This window comes from Bradyrhizobium sp. BR 1432 (assembly GCF_051547705.1).
GTDB classification, from domain to species: Bacteria; Pseudomonadota; Alphaproteobacteria; order Rhizobiales; family Xanthobacteraceae; genus Bradyrhizobium; species Bradyrhizobium zhanjiangense.
Genome location: NZ_JBPUGF010000003.1, coordinates 1,715,010 through 1,731,046, shown reverse-complemented (window position 1 = coordinate 1,731,046; position 16,037 = coordinate 1,715,010). Strand labels below are relative to the sequence as shown.

The following is a 16,037-nucleotide window of genomic DNA, read 5'->3' as shown; positions in this document are numbered from 1 at the left end:
GAGAGGTGTCGAGAGAGTGTCGTCTTACTACGCCGACCACGGCTCCGCTTCGGCGGCGCTCTTGGCCTTGGCGGAGACCGGGCTCTCGCCGATCACGTCGGCCAGCGCGCGCAGGGCTTCCTTGACGCCCTGGCCAGTCGCGCCCGACAGCAGCAGTGGCGTCTTCTTGGCGGCGCGCTTCAGGCGGTCCTTCTGCTTCTTCAATTCGTCCGGCTCGACCGCGTCGATCTTGTTGAGCGCGACGATCTCGATCTTGTCGGTGAGCTGGCCGCCATAGGCCTCCAGCTCCGTCCGCACCGTCTTGTAGGCTTTGCCGGCGTGCTCGCTCGTCGCATCGACGAGATGCAGCAGCACGCGGCAGCGTTCGACATGGCCGAGGAAGCGGTCGCCGAGGCCGGCGCCTTCATGCGCGCCTTCGATGAGACCCGGAATGTCCGCCAGCACGAATTCGCGGCCGTCGGCATTCACGACGCCGAGCTGCGGATGCAGCGTGGTGAAGGGATAGTCGGCGATCTTCGGCTTTGCCGCGCTGACCTTGCTGAGGAAGGTCGACTTGCCGGCATTGGGCAGGCCGACGACGCCCGCATCCGCGATCAATTTCAGCCGCAGCCAGATCCAGCGCTCTTCGCCCACCTGGCCGGGATTGGCGTTGCGCGGCGCACGGTTGGTCGACGATTTGAAATGCGCGTTGCCGAAGCCGCCATTGCCCCCCTCGGCCAGCACGAATTTTTCGCCGACCTTGGTGAAGTCGTGGATCAGCGTCTCGCGGTCCTCGTCGAAGATCTGCGTGCCCACCGGAACCTTCAGCACGATGTTCTTGCCATTGGCGCCGTGGCGGTCCGAGCCCATGCCGTTCTCGCCCTTCTGGGCCTTGAAATGCTGCTGGTAGCGGTAGTCGATCAGCGTGTTGAGCCCATCGGCGACCTCGATGATCACATTGCCGCCGCGGCCGCCATTGCCGCCGGAGGGACCGCCGAATTCGATGAACTTCTCGCGGCGGAACGCCACGCAGCCGTTCCCGCCGTCACCGGAGCGGATATAGACCTTTGCTTCGTCGAGAAATTTCATGGGCCATAGGTAGGCCAGCTCGCCCGGCCCGGCAACCCGAATTGACCCATGCATCGGCGGAAATTCCGCGATTTTGGGGCGTGCTTAACCTGCGGGCCTTTTCCGGATCAGGAATTTCTGCGTGCCCTCCAGCACCAGCTCCTTGCGCTGGTTGAACACGGTGCTTTTGAGCGAGACGACGCCGGTCGTGCGACCCGGCACCAGCTCGGTGACTTCGAGCGCGGGATAGATAGTGTCGTCGGCGAACACGGGCTTGAGAAACCGGCTTGACTGCTCGAGGAAGCCGACCAGGGATTCCTCGACCATGAACGGAAACAGGCCGGCACCGGGCGCGGTGTGGATCAAGGTCTGGAAGCCGTGGGCGAGCAGATGCGGCATGTCGCGGGCGCGGCAATATTCCACGTCATAGTGCACCGGATGGGTGTCGCCGCTTGCGGTCTGGAATGCCGCGAACACGGCGGAAGTCTGAGTGCGGCTCGGCAGCACGAAACGCTCGCCGAGGACGAAATCCTCAAACCAGCGTTGCGTCGGGATCATGCGATGCCGGGAGGGATCGAAATCGGTCATGCCGCGTCCTTTCGTCGGTATGAGTTCTATCGCTACCGCGATGCGAAGAGTGCGACAATCCGTTCAATTCGGCGGAAGTGGGCTTGTCCAGCGCGCCTGCGTCATTAAAACGACCGAAGCGACACTACTCGCCGTTTTTCGACGCTCCCTCCGCTCGTCATTGCGAGCGAAGCGAAGCAATCCAGACTGCCTCCGTGGAAACAGTCTGGATTGCTTCGTCGCAAGAGCTCCCCGCAATGACGGGTTTTCCACGAACGACAGCAATGCCCTTCTTCAAGAATCTCTCCGCCTATGACGACCGCTCGGCACGGCTGACCGGCATCGCCTTGATGGTGCTGTCGATCTTCATGTTCTCGTTCGGCGACGCCATGGGCAAGTTCCTGGTCGGCACCTATTCGGTGGGGCAGCTCCTGTTCCTGCGCGCCTGCGCGGCGCTGCTCTTGCTGTCGCCGTTGGTCTGGAAGCAGCGTCACCACTTCCTGCAGCTGGAGCGGCCGGGGTTGCAGCTGTTTCGCGTCGTGCTGTCGACTCTGGAAGTGGCTGCCTTCTTCCTCGCGACCGTCTATCTGCCGCTCGCCGACGTCATCACCTATTATCTCGCCGGTCCGATCTTCGTCACCGCGATGTCGGCGATCTTTCTGGGCGAGAAGGTCGGCTGGCGGCGCTGGACCGCGATCCTGATCGGCTTCTGCGGCGTCTTGATCGCGCTGCGGCCTTCCGCGCAGACCGTCAGCCTGCCGGCGCTGATCGCGCTCGGCGGCAGTCTCTCCTTCGCAACGCTGATGCTGATCACGCGCAGCCTGCGCAAGACGCCCGATATCGTGATGGCGTCCTCGCAATTCATCGGCACGTTTTCGCTGGGTGCCGGTGCTCTCAGCATTTCACTGGGTGCCACCGACATCGGGCAGCCTCGTGATCTTCGCGCTGGCGGGATGCGTCTCGGTCACCGCGCTGTTCTGCGTCAACCGCTCGCTGAAGCTCGCGCCGGCCAGTGTCGTGGTGCCCTACCAATATTCGATGATCGTCTGGGCCGTGATCTTCGGCTTCGTCGTGTTCGGCGACGTGCCCGAAGTCGCCACCATCGTCGGCGCCGCCATCATCATCGGCGCCGGGTTCTACATCTATCTGCGCGAGCGCGACCTCGGCCGCGAGAGCGCCGAGGTGAATCCGCCGGCGTAGCTCTTACCCTCCCCTGGAGGGGGAGGGTCGCTCGCGCACCGCGCGAGCGGGGTGGGGTGACAGTCTTTCCGCGAAGATGGTGCTTGGATTGGCGGTGATGGGTGAGACCATTGCTGTGGCTTCACCCCACCCCGCTGCGCATTCCGCTTCGCTGCATGCGCATCGACCCTCCCCCTCCAGGGGAGGGTGATCGGTGGTCCTACCTCATCCTCCTCGCACTGCTCCAGCTCTTCAGCGACGCCCACACGCCGCGTGACAGGCGGAAGCAATCGACGGGCGTGGACGAGCCCAGCGCCAGGAAGCGGTGCAGCTGGACGCCGCTCCACTGGAAGCCGCACTTCTCCAGCACCTTGCGCGAGGCCGGGTTGGTGACGCGCGCGCCGGCATAGAGATGATCGTCCTCGAACTCCTCGAAGAAGAAGTCGATCGCGCCGCGTGCGGCCTCGGTGGCAAAGCCCTGGCCCCAATGCTCGACGCCGAGCCAATAGCCGAGCTCGGCATTGTCGGGCGTGGAGCAGTCGATGCCGACCATGCCGATTGGGCCGCTGTCGTGCTCGATCAGGAACACGGTCTCGCTGCCGAGCGCGGCGGTGGCGCGTATGAATTCGACGGCGTCGTCCTGCGAATAAGGATGCGGCAGGCGGCGGGTGTTTTCTGCGATGCGGCGGTCGTTGGCGAGCCGGGCGATGGTCCTGACGTCGGCGAGTGTCGGCCGCCGCAAGGTCAGCCGCTCGGTGGCGACGACACTCGGTCTCGCCTCCTGCAAGGTCACGCTCGAGAAATCCTGCAACATGTCCGGCTCCTGGAAAGTCACTAAGTCAAAGTGAGCAAGTCAAAGAAAAGGGGAGGCCGGTTTCCCGCCTCCCCTGGAGCCTTCGATCTCTATGATCTCTAGGACTCCGCCGGTTTGGTCAGGACCCGGCGGATTCCCATTTGATCCGCCGTCTATTCAGCCGCCTCTGCGATCGGGAGTACCGATACGAAGGTGCGGCCGTTGGCTTTGGCCTGGAACGCAACACGACCTTCGACCTTGGCGAACAAAGTGTGGTCCGTGCCCATGCCGACATTAAGGCCGGGGTGCCAGGTGGTGCCGCGCTGACGCGCAATGATGTTGCCGGGAGCGACGATCTCCCCGCCGAACGCCTTGATGCCGAGGCGCTTGCCCTTGGAATCGCGTCCGTTACGCGATGAACCGCCTGCTTTTTGTGAGCCATGGCTCGTCTCCGAAATCCTACGTATGTCTAGATCAATTCCTTGACGGAATCATTTCACGATTTCTCACGCATCAATTCGTGAATTGGCGTGATCAAATCTCGTTATTCGGCGGCTTCCGTTGCGGACTCCTTGGCCACCTTCTCCTTCTTCGGACGCGGGCCCTTGGTGGGCTTGGCGCCGTCGGTCAGGATCTCGCTGACGCGAAGCACCGTGATCTCGTCGCGATAGCCGCGCTTGCGGCGCGAGTTCTTGCGGCGGCGCTTCTTGAACGCGATGACCTTCGGTCCGCGCTTGTGGTCGAGCACCTCGACCGCAACGGACGCGCCTGCGACCGTCGGGACGCCCAGGACCGGTGTGTCGCCGCCGACCACCAGAACTTCATTCAACTGCACGATCGTGCCGACTTCGCCGGCGATCTTGCCTACTTCGAGAACATCATCCGGCACGACGCGGTATTGCTTGCCGCCGGTTTTGATGACTGCGAACATCGTTTTTTTCCTTCGTGTTCAATCCCGGCCTCGCGACAGTTTGTCGGGGCCGGCTTTTTGTCAGTCGCTACGGGTTTATGCGAAGCTTTGTGCGGGCGGGAGTTATCCCTTTGAAAACCCACGCAAAAGCAAGCGGCGCGAGAAACGCCTCGCGCCGGCTGTGGGACTTATAGCCGCCGGACGCCGCAAGTCAAGGAAAAGCGAGCGAAAACGGTCAGGATTTGAAGGATTTGGGTCCATTCCGGTGTGTGGCCCGAATCTGCGGCCGGCTTGAAACCAACGGGTTCCCTCCCCGTTGTGTCCTCGCAAATCGGACACGCGGGCAAGGGCTATCATGGCAACAGACCAGCTGGTCAACACGACGGGCATCGCCCAGCACGGGGCGAGCCGCCTGCCGTCGGTCGACGTCGACAGCTTCAACATCGAGCTCAAGGACGACGAGGGCTTTCTGGGCGACCGCGCCAGCAAGGGCGCGTTTCGCGAGATCCTCGAAGAGTGGCGCAAACCGCTTCGCAAGAGCGGCGAGGATCCCTTCGGCGACGAGCCGTCCGACAAGATCAGCAAGAAGGTCCTCGATGCCGTTCTGGTCGGCGACGATACCGAGGCCACGGCCGTCGTGCATAGCGCGATCGAGGATTTCGCGCAGGAGCTCGCTTACGTCACGCGGCGGTTCCTCAAGACCAAGGCCTGGGCCAAGACCGACTGCATTGTGGTCGGCGGCGGCTTTCGCGCGAGCCGGCTCGGCGAAATCGCCATTGCCCGGGCCGAGATCATCCTCAAGTCGGAAGGCTTCGAGGTCGATCTGGTGCCAATCCGCTTCGATCCTGATGATGCCGGGTTGATTGGAGCCCTGCACCTCGCACCGTCCTGGATTTTCGAGGCCTATGACAGCATCCTCGCGGTCGACATCGGCGGAACGAACATCCGCTGCGGGATCGTGGAGACGCGCTGGAAGAAGGCGCCCGATCTGTCCAAGGCCGCGGTCTTCAAATCCGATCTGTGGCGCCATGCCGATAGTGAGCCGAGCCGCGAGGCCGCGGTGAAGCGGCTGGTCAAGATGCTCGAAGGCCTCATCGAGGATGCCGAAGCCGAAGGCTTCAAGCTCGCGCCGTTCATCGGCATCGCCTGTCCCGGCGTGATCGATGCGGACGGCTCCATCGAGAAGGGCGCGCAGAATCTGCCCGGCAATTGGGAGAGCAGCAAGTTCAACCTGCCGGCAAGCCTCGTCGAAGCCATCCCCGAGATCGGCGGGCACGACACCGCGGTCGTGATGCACAATGACGGCGTGGTTCAGGGCCTTTCGGAAGTGCCGTTCATGCAGCACGTCGATCGCTGGGGCGTGCTCACCATCGGCACCGGCCTTGGCAATGCGCGCTTCACCAACCGCCGCAAGGAGGGCGGTAATGGAAAAGACCGGGATTCCACGGAGAACGGCAAGAAAAAGGGCAAGAACGACAACAAGAACGACTAGCTCGGGTTTTCGAGCGAAGTGGACACCGGTTCGCGTCAAGGAAACGCGTCCAACAAGAATCTGGAGCCCGTTTCGGGCTCCACAGTAACCTTGACTGGTTAGGTTAAGGGGCGGATTGCGTTGCGCGGTGCGGGCTGCACGCTAGGGTCGAATCGTCGCTTCACTCGGCCGGCGAAGCCGCCCTTCCCGGTCAGTATTTCAATGAGCGGCAAGGGACCGCCAGTGTTTACCGCGTCTGGCGGTCCCACCCCGTTTCTTGGACCCGGGCCTCAATTCCAGCCGATGCGCTGAAAGAACGCCGCGATCTCCATGGCCGCGCGATCCGGATCTTCCCGATGCGGGAAGTGGCCAACGTCCGGAAACATCGCCAGATCGAGTTCGCTGAAGGTTTCGCCGAGCCGATCGGTCCAGGCATAGGGAAACAGCGGGTCGTGCTCGGCCCAGCGCACGCAGGTCGGCACATTGATCGGCGGCAGGCGTGGTGCCTCACCCTTCATCATCGCGATGCGCCCGGCATGCGAGGCGCGATAATGCGCAAAGCCGCCGGCGAGATTGCCGTCCTTGAGGAAGTTATCGGCGAAGGCGTCGAGCACGTCGTCGAAAGCATCTTTGCGGTGCGCCCAGCCTTTGAGGAAGTGGCTGATATAGAGCCGGCAGGTCTCGCGGCTGGCGCCGACCAGCGCCGGGGCCATCTCCATCTGGTGAAAGGACTGGTACCAGATGTGGTTGAGCCTATCGGGGGCTGCCATGCGCGGCCCGATGCCGGGATAGACGAAATCGAAGAAGAACAGCCCGGTGAGCCGTCCCAGTGCCTGTCGGGCCAGGGGCTGCATCACGGCGCCGCCGACGTCATGACCCACGACGCCGAATTGGTCGATGCCGAGCCCGTCCATCAGCGCTAGCATGTCCGCCGCATGGCCATCCGGTCCGTAAGGGCCATCAGGCTTGTCGCTGTCGCCAAAGCCGCGCAAATCGGGCGCGATCAGCATGAAACGGTCCGAAAGCCTAGATATCACCGGCTCCCAGGTCCGCCAGAATTCCGGCCAACCATGCAGCAAAAGCAGCGGTTTGCCCCGTCCAGCGCGGACCAGGTGGAAATCGGCGCCATTGGCCGCGATCGTCAGATGCTCCACGGCGGTTCCTTTCGGAATGAGAGGGAAGGGATGAAACAGGCGGCGGATTTTCGCCTTTCGCGCCTTGTCTGGCCGGCCATCCTCGCCTATTACACGCCCCGACCACAGGGGTTCCTACCTCTTATCGGCACCTTCAGGAGAGGTGGCAGAGTGGTTGAATGCACCGCACTCGAAATGCGGCATAGGTGCAAGCCTATCGGGGGTTCGAATCCCTCCCTCTCCGCCATTATCAAGTAGATCGCTCCGCAAGCACCGTCCTCGCCGTCGCCACAAACGCTTGCGCCGCCGGCGAGAGAGTTCGTCCCTGGCGCTGGAGCAGCGATACCGGGCGGGTGATGGCCGGGCGCACCAGCGGCTTCGCGATCAGCGTCGGGAATTGATCGGCCGGCAGCATCGTTGCAGGAAGGATGGCGAGGCCGAGACCCTGCGCGGTCATGGCGAGCGCGGTGTTGATCAACGTCACTTCATAGGTCGGATTGAGGCGCTTGCCCTGCGCGCCCAATGCCTGATCGATCTGCATACGGATCCGCGTCTCGCGCCGCATCGCGATCGTCGGGAACTGCTCGAGCTCGTCCCATGTGAGGGAACGACGTGCGGCGAAGTCCGCGGTGCGGCGGCCAATTGCGCTCAGGCGACCGCGGGTCAGGGTCTCGACCGACATCTCCGCGATCTCGCCCTCCACGCTGCCGATCGCGAACTCTGCATCGGTTGCGATCATACGCGGAACGAGATCGTCCGCGGCAACGTCGCGCATGTCGATCTCAATGTCCGGATAGCCCGCGCGGAATTTCGCCAACACCAAAGGCAGCAGCGCCGATGCGGCGCCGGCTGACGCGAGAAACACGACGCGACCTGCGCGCGCCTGCGCGAGGTCATGCATGCGCCGTGACAGTCCTTGCGCATCGCTGAGCATCCGTTCGGCGGCATGAAAAGCTTCGTCGGCGGCCAGCGTTGGCTGCACGGACCGCGTGGAGCGATCGAACAGCCTGACGCCAAGTTGGACCTCGAGCTGCTGGACCAAGAGGCTCGCCGCCGATTGCGTGATCCCCAGCTCGCGCGCGGCCCGCGTGATGCTGCGCGTCCGGTACACGCCGGTGAAGGCCTGCAGCTGCCTCAAGGTGACATTCATAGGCAATGCTCATGAATTGATGAGTTCTTTCTGGCTTATCTCATAAGCGACCCTGCAATAAAATGCATGCTGCGTGGACGGCGAATCCGCGGGTGAAGCATGGGATGGAAACGAGCATGAGGACACAGGTGCTGGTGGTGGGCGCCGGGCCCGTCGGATTGACCGCGGCGATGGATCTGGCCTCGCGCGGGATCGACGTCGTCGTCGCGGAGGTCCGCCATGCCGGCGATCCGCCCAGCGTCAAATGCAATCACGTTTCGGCGCGCTCGATGGAGATCTTCCGCCGGCTCGGCGTCGCCGCAAAGCTGCGCGACGCAGGCCTCCCGGCCGACTTCCCGAACGATTGCTCCTACCGGACCACCGCGACCGGCATCGAACTTTGCCGCATCGACATCCCCTCCCGCGCGCGCCGTTACACCGCAACCGGCGGCCCCGACACCTGGTGGCCGACGCCCGAGCCGCCGCACCGGATCAACCAGGTCTATCTCGAGCCGATCTTGTTCGGCCATGCCGCCGCGCAGCCGCGCATCACCATTTTGGCGCGCACGGAAATTACGGACATCGAACAGAACAACGGCCATGTAATCGCGATAGGTCGCAACCTCGACAGCGGAAATCCGCTCCGTATCGAAGCCAACTTCGTGGTCGGGTGCGATGGCAGCCGCTCGCTGGTGCGAAAATCGATCGGTGCGAGCCTGTCCGGGACGCCAGTGATCCAGCGCGTGCAATCGACCTATATCGAAGCTCCGCAACTCAAGGAACTGATGGGAGCGCACAAGCCTGCCTGGATGGTGCTCTCGCTCAACCCGCGGCGGTCCGGCACCACGGTTGCGATCGATGGTCACGACCGCTGGCTGATCCACAATCACCTGAAGCCCGACGAGCCCGAGTTCGATTCGGTCGATCGCGACTGGGCGATCCGCGCCATTCTCGGCGTCGATGCGCGCTTCGAATACCGGGTCCTTAGCAAGGAGGACTGGGTCGGGCGCCGGCTGGTGGCCGATCGCTTCCGCGATCGCAGGGTCTTCATCTGCGGCGACGCCGCGCATTTGTGGATGCCCTATGCCGGCTACGGCATGAATGCGGGCATTGCCGACGCCGTCGACCTCTGCTGGCAATTGGCGGCGCATCTGAACGGGTGGGCGCCGGCTTCAATTCTCGACGCCTATGAAGCGGAGCGCCAGCCCATCACCGAACAGGTGTCGCGCTTTGCGATGGACCACGCGATGAAGATGATGGCCCAGCGCGGCGGCGTCTCGGCGGAGATCGAGGATGCCACGCCGCGCGGTCACGCGGCGCGCGCAGCGCTGGCCAGGGCGGCGTATGATCTAAACGTGCAGCAATATTGCTGCGCCGGCCTCAACTTCGGCTACTACTACGATGCCTCGCCGATCATCGCCTATGACGGCGAGACCCCGCCGGCTTACGCGATGGGAAGTTTTGCGCCTTCCACCGTACCCGGCGCCCGCGCGCCGCATCTGTTCCTGCGCGACGGCCGATCGCTCTACGATGCATTCGGGCCCGGCTATACATTGCTGCGGCTCGATCCGGCGATCGATGTGGCACGATTCAAGTCGGCCGCGGAGGAACGCGGCATGCCGCTCACGCTGGTCGACATCGCGCCGGACGAGGCGAACGGTGCCTATGCCGAGAAGCTAGTGCTGGTGCGGCCAGACCAGCACATCGCCTGGCGCGGGCAAGTCGCGCCCGACAATCCACAAGGCTTGCTGGCACGCATCACCGGCGCGGCGGCGTAAGGCGACATCAAGCTGCCCGGCCGACCCGTCTGGTCGGGACTCACAAACAAGAACGGACTGAGGAGGGAAATGTGTTTCACGCTGCGAGGCGCCGCATTCTGGCCGTGCTGACGGCCGCGACTTTCGTCGTGCTGCCGCTGGGGGGCGTTGAAGCGGCCTATCCGGAGCAATTGATCAAGATCATCGTGACGTTCCCGCCCGGCGGCAGCGCCGATACCGTGATCCGCGCGCTCGAGCCGCTGGTCACCGCCGAACTCAAGCAAAGCCTGGTGATCGAGAATCGCGCCGGGGCAGGGGGCAACATCGGCATGGCCGCGGTCGCGCAAGCCAAGCCGGACGGCTATACGCTCGGTGTCGCACCGGCAGGCAGCCTCACGGTGAACCCGCACCTCAATTCGTCAATGCCGTTCGATCCCAAGGATCTCGCGCCCATCACCCTGCTTGCGGAGATTCCCTTTGTGCTGGTGGCGTCTGCAAACGTGCCCGCGCACACTGCGGCGGAGACAATCGCGCTCGCCAAGGCAAAGCCAGGCACGTTGTCGATCGGACATGGCGGCAATTCGACCGCCATGCATCTGACGGCAGCGCTGTTCACGCAGAAGTCCGGGATCACCATGGAGCTGGTTCCCTATCGTGGGACGGCGCCAGCGACGGTCGACGTGCTCGCGGGGCACGTCCCGTTCGCGGTGCTGGATATCCCCGCATCGCGGCAGCTGATCCTCGAAGGCAAGCTCAACGCGATCGGCGTCTCCTCGGCGCGCCGTCTTGCATCCCTCCCTGACGTGCCGACGCTTGCCGAGAGCGGGATCGCGGGTTTCGAATCGGTCGGCTGGTTCGGTCTCGTTGCTCCGGCCGGCACGTCTGCGGATGTCGTCGGCCGACTGAACGAAGCCTTCACGAAGGCCCTGAAAGACCCGTCGGTGGTCGAGAAGATCCGGACGCTCGGCGCAGAGCCCGCGCCGACATCGCCTGAGCAGTTCGGCCGCTTCATTCAGGGCGAAAGCGCGAAATGGGGCAAGCTGATTGGCGAGGCCGGGATCAAGGCGAACTAAAGCGCGATGCGATGAGGATGAATCGTCATCGCGCCTTAGGTTGTTGTTTGAGCATGATCTTTTCGGAAAACCGCTGCGCACTTTGCGCTCACGCGGTCCTTCGGGTCCGGATCATGCTTTAACGCGCGGCGATGCCCGCGCTCTCGATCACCCGCTTGTAGCGTGCGGTCTCCTCGACGATGAACGGCTCCATCTCGGCCGGCCCCTTGTCGGCGATCGACACCTGGCCGTTGGTGGAGAGGTCCGCGACGATGGCGGGGTCGGCGAGCACGGCGGCCAGCGCCTCAGAGAGCCTGCCCACGATTCTCGGGTCGGTTCCGGCTGGGACCGAGACCCAGGTCGAGCCGACATTGACGGCGTCCGGGTAGCCGACCTCGAGCATCGTGGGCGCGCCGGGCAGCGCGGCCAGCCGCGCCGTGCCGGTGGTGCCGAGCACCTTGACCTTGCCGGTGTCGATCAGCGGCCTGAGCACGGTAAGGTAGTCGAAGGAGACGTCCAGGATGCCCGACATCATGTCGGTCATCTGGCTCGAGCCCGACTTGTAAGGCACGTGGGTCAGCTTGATGCCGGCGGCGGCCTGGAACATCTCGCCGGCGAGGTGCTGGGCGGTGCCGGGGCCGGGGGAGCCGAAATTGACCTTGCCTGGGTTGGCCTTCGCGTACGCGACGAACTCAGCCAGCGTGTTGTAGGGTGCTGCCGCGGTCGCGACGAGGATCTGGTTCGACGAGCTCACGCCGCGGACGTGGACGTAGCTCTTGAGCGGGTCGTAGTTGAGCTTCGCCAGCCCCAGGTTCGGCTGGATCGTCATAGGCCCGCCGGAGGCGTAGAGCACGGTGTAGCCGTCGGGCTGGGCCCGGGCAACGAACTCCGTCCCAATGGTCCCGCCAGCGCCGGGGCGGTTCTCCACCACCACGGGCTGCCCAAGCCGCGTCCGCAGCAGCTCCGCGATCTTGCGCGAGACGAGGTCGGTGACGCCGCCGGCCCCGAACGGCACTACCCAGGTGATCGCGCGGTTCGGCCAGGATTCTGCGGCCGTCTGAGCCCCCGCGGCGCCCGCCTGGAGCGCCAGCGTCGTCGCGGCGACGAGGCACAAGAGCGCTCTCATCACCTTGTCGGCGATGCCTTCCATGGTTGCAGTTCTCCCCCGCTGCCGTGTGGCCGTTTATGGCCATGTTGACTGAAAGTTACAGCTGTGAGTCTCTTCCAACCATTGGCGTAATCTGAGCATCTCTTTTGCAGAATATGAAAAGATGGATGAATTGCCTTCAGGTCGTGGAACTGTTCATCAGCACCGTCCGCGAGGGCAGCTTCTCGGCGGCGGCCCGCCGCGCCGGGCTCTCGCCGACCTTGGTGTCGCTACATCGGCGAGCTCGAAGCGCAGTTCGGCGTGCAGCTGTTCAACTGCAGCATCTGATCGGGCGCATCGGTCGCGATCTCTCGCCGGCCGCGCGCTTCAGCGCGGCATGCTTGCGGGCGGTCAGCCGATCCGCGACCGCAAGCTCGCCGGCTGACGTGTCGTGCAGCAACCGTCGATGCCCTCTGCAGCCAGTGCGGTCTTGAACCCGCCATCGGCGGAATCCGACCAAGCAACATCCCGCCGGCTGACTGGCGGCAGCCGCCCGCCGGCAGTTTAGGTGATCCAGGACGATGTTCGATAAAACCTACCGGCAGCGCCTCGAAGCCGATCTTGCACAATGGGAAGCTGAAGGTGTGATCGCGCCGGCGGTTGCCGCCTCCATCCGCGCCGCGCTGCCGCCGCTCCCAGCCGGCATCAACATCGCTGTGGTCGTCGCCATCGTCGGTGGCCTGTTGATCGCGGCGGCCTTCCTCGCCTTCGTCGCCGCGCACTGGACCGAGATCGCGCGGCTGCTGCGGTTCGCAATCCTGCTCGCCGGCATGGTCGTCGCTGGCGGCCTCGGGGCCTGGTTCGCAACGACGGGTCGCACTGTTCTCGCCGATCTCTGTGCGAGCATTGGCGCGATCATCTTTGGCGCGGGCATCGCGCTGGTCGGCCAGATGTACCATCTCGGCGACGATTTTGCCGGCGGCATGCTGCTGTGGTCGATCGGGGCATTGGCCGCCGCCTTGTTGACGGGCTCGCGCGGTGCGCTCGCGGTCGGTCTCGTGGCCGCCTCGATCTGGACCTGCTTGCGGACTTACGACACGCCGGACGCCCTGCATCTTCCGTTCGTGGCCGTCTGGCTCATCGCCGCCGCGACGGCCTTCGCATGGAATTCTCGCGTGGCGGCGCATCTCGTCGCGATCGCGATGCTGCCGTGGTGGATCGCGACGTCGCTTCGCTTCGAATTCGATGGCGCCCAGCCATCATTCCTGCTCGCGAATGGTGCGGCGCTGTTGTTCGGCGCGGGGCTCGCGATCGCCGCATCGCCGTCGCCGAGGGCGCTCCGCCTCGGGAGCGTTCTGTCGATCTACGGGGCGTTTTCGCTGGCCGGCGTTGCCTTCCTCGAGGTGACGACAGTCGACGACATCGTCCGCTTCCGGACCGGCGCGGTGCCAGCTCAACCGCTTTGGGCGATCCTGTGCGGGATCGCGGGTGTGATCCTGGCTCTCGCATCCGCCGGGATCACCAGGCGCGCCGGTGAAGTCCTGGCAGCATGCGCCATCGGTCTCGTGCTGCTCGCCGCGCCGATCTGGCCGGCATCTGCGGCCGGCGAACCCTGGTTCGCCTATGCCGCACTGCTCTGCGCCATGTTGTGCCTCGTCGTCTCCGGCATGCTCGATGAGGTGCGCCCGCGGATCGTTGCCGGCTGGCTCGGCATCGCCGGCGTGATCGCGGGCATCACCTGGGCCGTGAAGGGCTCGCTGCTGGGTCGCTCGGCCTTCCTTGCGGCGGCCGGAATCATCGCAGTCGGATTTGCGACCGCGCTCAATCGCATGCTGCCGAGGGCTGCGCGATGATCGAACTGGCCGTATCCGTCACAAAACTCTGGCAGCGCATTCCGAAAGCCGTGCTGTTCGGGGTCGCCGTCCTGCTTCAATGCGTGCTGCTGGTCCTGATGGTCGCCGATCGCATGCAGATCCTGCGTGAAGGTCGTGAGGTGACCTTGCAGACGCAGCCGGTCGATCCTCGCGATCTCCTGCGCGGCGACTATGTCGTGCTCCGCTACGACATCTCGCAAGTGCCGGCCGGCGCGCTCGCCGGCAAGCCGGCCGCCGAACGCAATGCCGTCGTGTTCGTCAAGCTCGCGCCCAATGCCAGCGGCCTTTACGAGGCCGTCTCGGTGCATGCCGAGCCTGTCCCGGTCACGGCGCCTGAAGTGCTGATCCGCGGCCGCGTCGGCTATTCGGGAGGCGCCTGCGGCACAAATGGCCGCACCTTCTGTGACAAGCTGACGATCAAATACGGTCTCGAAAGCTATTTCGTGCCCGAAGGCGAGGGCAAGAAGCTCGAGCAGGCGCGCAACCAGCAAAAGCTGCGGGTCGTCGCCGCGGTGCTGCCTTCGGGCCGCGCCGCCATCAAGCGGCTGCTGCTCGACGGCGAACCGGTGTATGAGGAGCCTTGGTACTAGACGTCTATCGTTCGGTGCCCGCCTTCAACGCCCGCCGCAGCACATCCCACATCCTGGGATCGCCCATCTGCGCCACGTTGAACCGCATGAAGTTCGATGCCGTCTGTGACACGCTGAACACGTTGCCCGGTGCCAGCACCACGTCCTCTTCGAGAGCCGCGCGCGCGACGGCCGTGGCATCCCGTCCATCGGGAAGACGGCACCAGAGGAAGAAGCCGCCGCGCGGCGTCAGCCACGGCTCGATGCCGAGCGCCTGAAGTTTTCGCGCGACGTCACGCCGGGCGCGCATGAGCCGTTGCCTGAGCTCGTCCATGTGCTTGCGATAGCTGCCGCCGGCCAGCACCTTTGCGATGATCTCGGTCGCGACCGGGCTTGAGCCGCCGAAGCTGGTTGCGACCTGGAGATCGACGAGATGCTCGATCCAGTCGGCGCGCGCGGCGATATAGCCGCAGCGCACCGAGGCCGATAGCGTCTTGGAGAAGCTGCCGATGCGGATCACGCGGGCGAGACCGTCGAGCGCGGCAAGGCGCGGCGAGCGCTCCGGCTCGAAGTCGCCGAAAATATCGTCCTCGACGATGGTGACGTCGTGCGCGGCGGCCGCGCTCAGCAGACGGTGCGCAGTCGGAAGCGACAACGTCGCGCCGGTCGGGTTGTGCAGCGCTGAATTGGTGATGTAGAGCCGCGGCCGTTCGCTGGCGAGGACCTGCTCGAAGCTTGCGACGTCCGGACCCGATGGCGTGTAGGGCACGCCGACGATCTTCGCCTGGTGCGCCCGCAGCAAGGCGCGAAAATTAAAGTAGCAGGGATCATCGACCAGCACGGTGTCGCCGGGACGGAGCAGGAAGCGGCAGACGAGATCGGCACTTTGCGTGCCCGAGCCCGTGAGCATGAGCTGGTCGACCGACACCTCGATCGCATCTTCCGCAAGACGCGTAAGCAGCAGCCGGCGCAGTGCCGGCGAACCGCGCGTGCCGCCGTAGTCCGCCAATAGAGTCGCATGGGTCCGCGCGAGCGCGCGGATAGCGCGTCGCAGCGCCGCCTCCGGCATCCACTCCGGCGGCAGCCAGCCGCAGCCGGGCTTCAGCGCGGTCGTGTCCGCATCAAGCGATTGCCGCGAAACCCAGAATGGATCGACCTCCCGGTCGCGGCGCGGCTCGGCCTCGGTCAGTGCGAGCGGCGGCATGATCGTCGGCGAGACATAGAAGCCCGAGCCGCGACGGGCACGAATCAGCCCTTCCGCGGCCAGGCGGTCATAGGCCTCGACGATGGTGGAAGGCGAAACCCCCAGCGTCGCCGCAAGGCTGCGGATCGATGGCAAGCGGTCGCCGGCACCGAGCGCGCGGCCCGCGACCTTGGCGCGGATGGCACTCATCACGCCTGCGGTCCGCGTTCCGTTGCGCCCTCTCGCTGATGCCTCGCTGTCCAAGTGTATCGCCTTCCATATCCAT

The 16,037-nt window shown here is 64.8% G+C and carries 14 protein-coding genes, 1 tRNA gene and 1 pseudogene; 7 read left to right on the top strand and 9 right to left on the bottom strand.

Features of this window, described 5'->3' with window-relative positions; genetic code table 11:
* Positions 1-27: 27 nt before the first annotated feature.
* Both obgE and ACSKB8_RS08240 read right to left on the bottom strand, forming a co-directional pair.
* Entirely contained in the window at positions 28-1,068 is a 1,041-nt protein-coding gene (gene obgE / locus ACSKB8_RS08245; protein ID WP_128942479.1) for a GTPase ObgE, read from the bottom strand.
* A gap of 84 nt (positions 1,069-1,152) precedes the next feature.
* Positions 1,153-1,635, bottom strand: coding sequence for a MaoC family dehydratase (locus tag ACSKB8_RS08240; RefSeq protein ID WP_438103583.1), 483 nt, complete (start codon positions 1,633-1,635; stop codon positions 1,153-1,155).
* Positions 1,636-1,898: 263 nt separating this feature from the next.
* On the opposite strand from ACSKB8_RS08240, the pseudogene ACSKB8_RS08235 reads away from it, so the two are divergent.
* Positions 1,899-2,814 (top strand): annotated as a pseudogene (locus tag ACSKB8_RS08235) (DMT family transporter).
* Between the two features lie 199 nt (positions 2,815-3,013).
* On the opposite strand, the gene ACSKB8_RS08230 reads toward ACSKB8_RS08235, so the two are convergent.
* From ACSKB8_RS08230 to rplU, 3 genes are all read right to left on the bottom strand, one after another.
* The gene (locus ACSKB8_RS08230) at positions 3,014-3,607 is read right to left on the bottom strand and encodes a GNAT family N-acetyltransferase (RefSeq protein WP_164935160.1); all 594 of its coding nucleotides are present in this window, start codon (positions 3,605-3,607) and stop codon (positions 3,014-3,016) included.
* A gap of 152 nt (positions 3,608-3,759) precedes the next feature.
* A complete protein-coding gene (rpmA, locus tag ACSKB8_RS08225) occupies positions 3,760-4,044 on the bottom strand; it encodes a 50S ribosomal protein L27 (protein WP_438110456.1) in 285 nt (94 codons plus the stop codon).
* An 86-nt stretch (positions 4,045-4,130) separates the two neighbouring features.
* Entirely contained in the window at positions 4,131-4,517 is a 387-nt protein-coding gene (rplU, locus tag ACSKB8_RS08220) for a 50S ribosomal protein L21 (RefSeq protein ID WP_370990217.1), read from the bottom strand.
* A 334-nt stretch (positions 4,518-4,851) separates the two neighbouring features.
* Here rplU and ACSKB8_RS08215 point away from each other — a divergent pair, with 334 nt between their 5' ends.
* Positions 4,852-5,988: an ROK family protein gene (locus tag ACSKB8_RS08215; RefSeq protein WP_438103582.1), complete on the top strand. Its 1,137-nt coding sequence runs from the start codon at positions 4,852-4,854 to the stop codon at positions 5,986-5,988.
* Positions 5,989-6,257: 269 nt separating this feature from the next.
* Here ACSKB8_RS08215 and ACSKB8_RS08210 read toward each other — a convergent pair whose 3' ends face one another.
* On the bottom strand, positions 6,258-7,121 hold the full coding sequence (locus ACSKB8_RS08210; RefSeq protein WP_438103581.1) for an alpha/beta fold hydrolase: 864 nt from the start codon (positions 7,119-7,121) through the stop codon (positions 6,258-6,260).
* A gap of 136 nt (positions 7,122-7,257) precedes the next feature.
* Between ACSKB8_RS08210 and ACSKB8_RS08205 the strand changes: the two genes are divergently transcribed.
* A tRNA-Ser gene (locus ACSKB8_RS08205) sits at positions 7,258-7,347 on the top strand.
* A 3-nt stretch (positions 7,348-7,350) separates the two neighbouring features.
* Here the strand turns inward: ACSKB8_RS08205 and ACSKB8_RS08200 are convergent.
* Positions 7,351-8,250 (bottom strand): LysR family transcriptional regulator, encoded by a 900-nt coding sequence (locus ACSKB8_RS08200; RefSeq protein ID WP_438103580.1) that lies wholly within the window; start codon positions 8,248-8,250, stop codon positions 7,351-7,353.
* A 116-nt stretch (positions 8,251-8,366) separates the two neighbouring features.
* Here ACSKB8_RS08200 and ACSKB8_RS08195 point away from each other — a divergent pair, with 116 nt between their 5' ends.
* Entirely contained in the window at positions 8,367-10,007 is a 1,641-nt protein-coding gene (locus tag ACSKB8_RS08195; RefSeq protein ID WP_438103579.1) for an FAD-dependent oxidoreductase, read from the top strand.
* A 71-nt stretch (positions 10,008-10,078) separates the two neighbouring features.
* The gene (locus tag ACSKB8_RS08190) at positions 10,079-11,059 is read left to right on the top strand and encodes a Bug family tripartite tricarboxylate transporter substrate binding protein (RefSeq protein ID WP_438103578.1); all 981 of its coding nucleotides are present in this window, start codon (positions 10,079-10,081) and stop codon (positions 11,057-11,059) included.
* Between the two features lie 118 nt (positions 11,060-11,177).
* Here ACSKB8_RS08190 and ACSKB8_RS08185 read toward each other — a convergent pair whose 3' ends face one another.
* Entirely contained in the window at positions 11,178-12,164 is a 987-nt protein-coding gene (locus ACSKB8_RS08185; protein WP_438103577.1) for a Bug family tripartite tricarboxylate transporter substrate binding protein, read from the bottom strand.
* A 542-nt stretch (positions 12,165-12,706) separates the two neighbouring features.
* Here ACSKB8_RS08185 and ACSKB8_RS08180 point away from each other — a divergent pair.
* Together ACSKB8_RS08180 and ACSKB8_RS08175 are read left to right on the top strand one after the other, a co-directional pair.
* A complete protein-coding gene (locus ACSKB8_RS08180; protein WP_438103576.1) occupies positions 12,707-13,978 on the top strand; it encodes a DUF2157 domain-containing protein in 1,272 nt (423 codons plus the stop codon).
* A complete protein-coding gene (locus tag ACSKB8_RS08175) occupies positions 13,975-14,589 on the top strand; it encodes a GDYXXLXY domain-containing protein (RefSeq protein WP_438103575.1) in 615 nt (204 codons plus the stop codon). The genes ACSKB8_RS08180 and ACSKB8_RS08175 overlap by 4 nt, the downstream gene beginning before the upstream one ends.
* Before the next feature lie 4 nt (positions 14,590-14,593).
* On the opposite strand, the gene ACSKB8_RS08170 is transcribed toward ACSKB8_RS08175, so the two are convergent.
* Positions 14,594-15,961 (bottom strand): PLP-dependent aminotransferase family protein, encoded by a 1,368-nt coding sequence (locus tag ACSKB8_RS08170; RefSeq protein WP_438103574.1) that lies wholly within the window; start codon positions 15,959-15,961, stop codon positions 14,594-14,596.
* Between the last annotated feature and the right edge of the window lie 76 nt (positions 15,962-16,037).

Bases quoted from the DNA above. Each gene is read 5' to 3' on its own strand.
- obgE (WP_128942479.1), bottom strand. From the start codon at position 1,068: ATGAAATTTCTCGACGAAGCAAAGGTCTATATCCGCTCCGGTGACGGC.
- ACSKB8_RS08240 (WP_438103583.1), bottom strand. From the start codon at position 1,635: ATGACCGATTTCGATCCCTCCCGGCATCGCATGATCCCGACGCAACGC.
- ACSKB8_RS08230 (WP_164935160.1), bottom strand. From the start codon at position 3,607: ATGTTGCAGGATTTCTCGAGCGTGACCTTGCAGGAGGCGAGACCGAGT.
- rplU (WP_370990217.1), bottom strand. From the start codon at position 4,517: ATGTTCGCAGTCATCAAAACCGGCGGCAAGCAATACCGCGTCGTGCCG.
- ACSKB8_RS08215 (WP_438103582.1), top strand. From the start codon at position 4,852: ATGGCAACAGACCAGCTGGTCAACACGACGGGCATCGCCCAGCACGGG.
- ACSKB8_RS08200 (WP_438103580.1), bottom strand. From the start codon at position 8,250: ATGAATGTCACCTTGAGGCAGCTGCAGGCCTTCACCGGCGTGTACCGG.
- ACSKB8_RS08195 (WP_438103579.1), top strand. From the start codon at position 8,367: ATGAGGACACAGGTGCTGGTGGTGGGCGCCGGGCCCGTCGGATTGACC.
- ACSKB8_RS08185 (WP_438103577.1), bottom strand. From the start codon at position 12,164: ATGAGAGCGCTCTTGTGCCTCGTCGCCGCGACGACGCTGGCGCTCCAG.
- ACSKB8_RS08180 (WP_438103576.1), top strand. From the start codon at position 12,707: ATGTTCGATAAAACCTACCGGCAGCGCCTCGAAGCCGATCTTGCACAA.
- ACSKB8_RS08175 (WP_438103575.1), top strand. From the start codon at position 13,975: ATGATCGAACTGGCCGTATCCGTCACAAAACTCTGGCAGCGCATTCCG.
- ACSKB8_RS08170 (WP_438103574.1), bottom strand. From the start codon at position 15,961: ATGAGTGCCATCCGCGCCAAGGTCGCGGGCCGCGCGCTCGGTGCCGGC.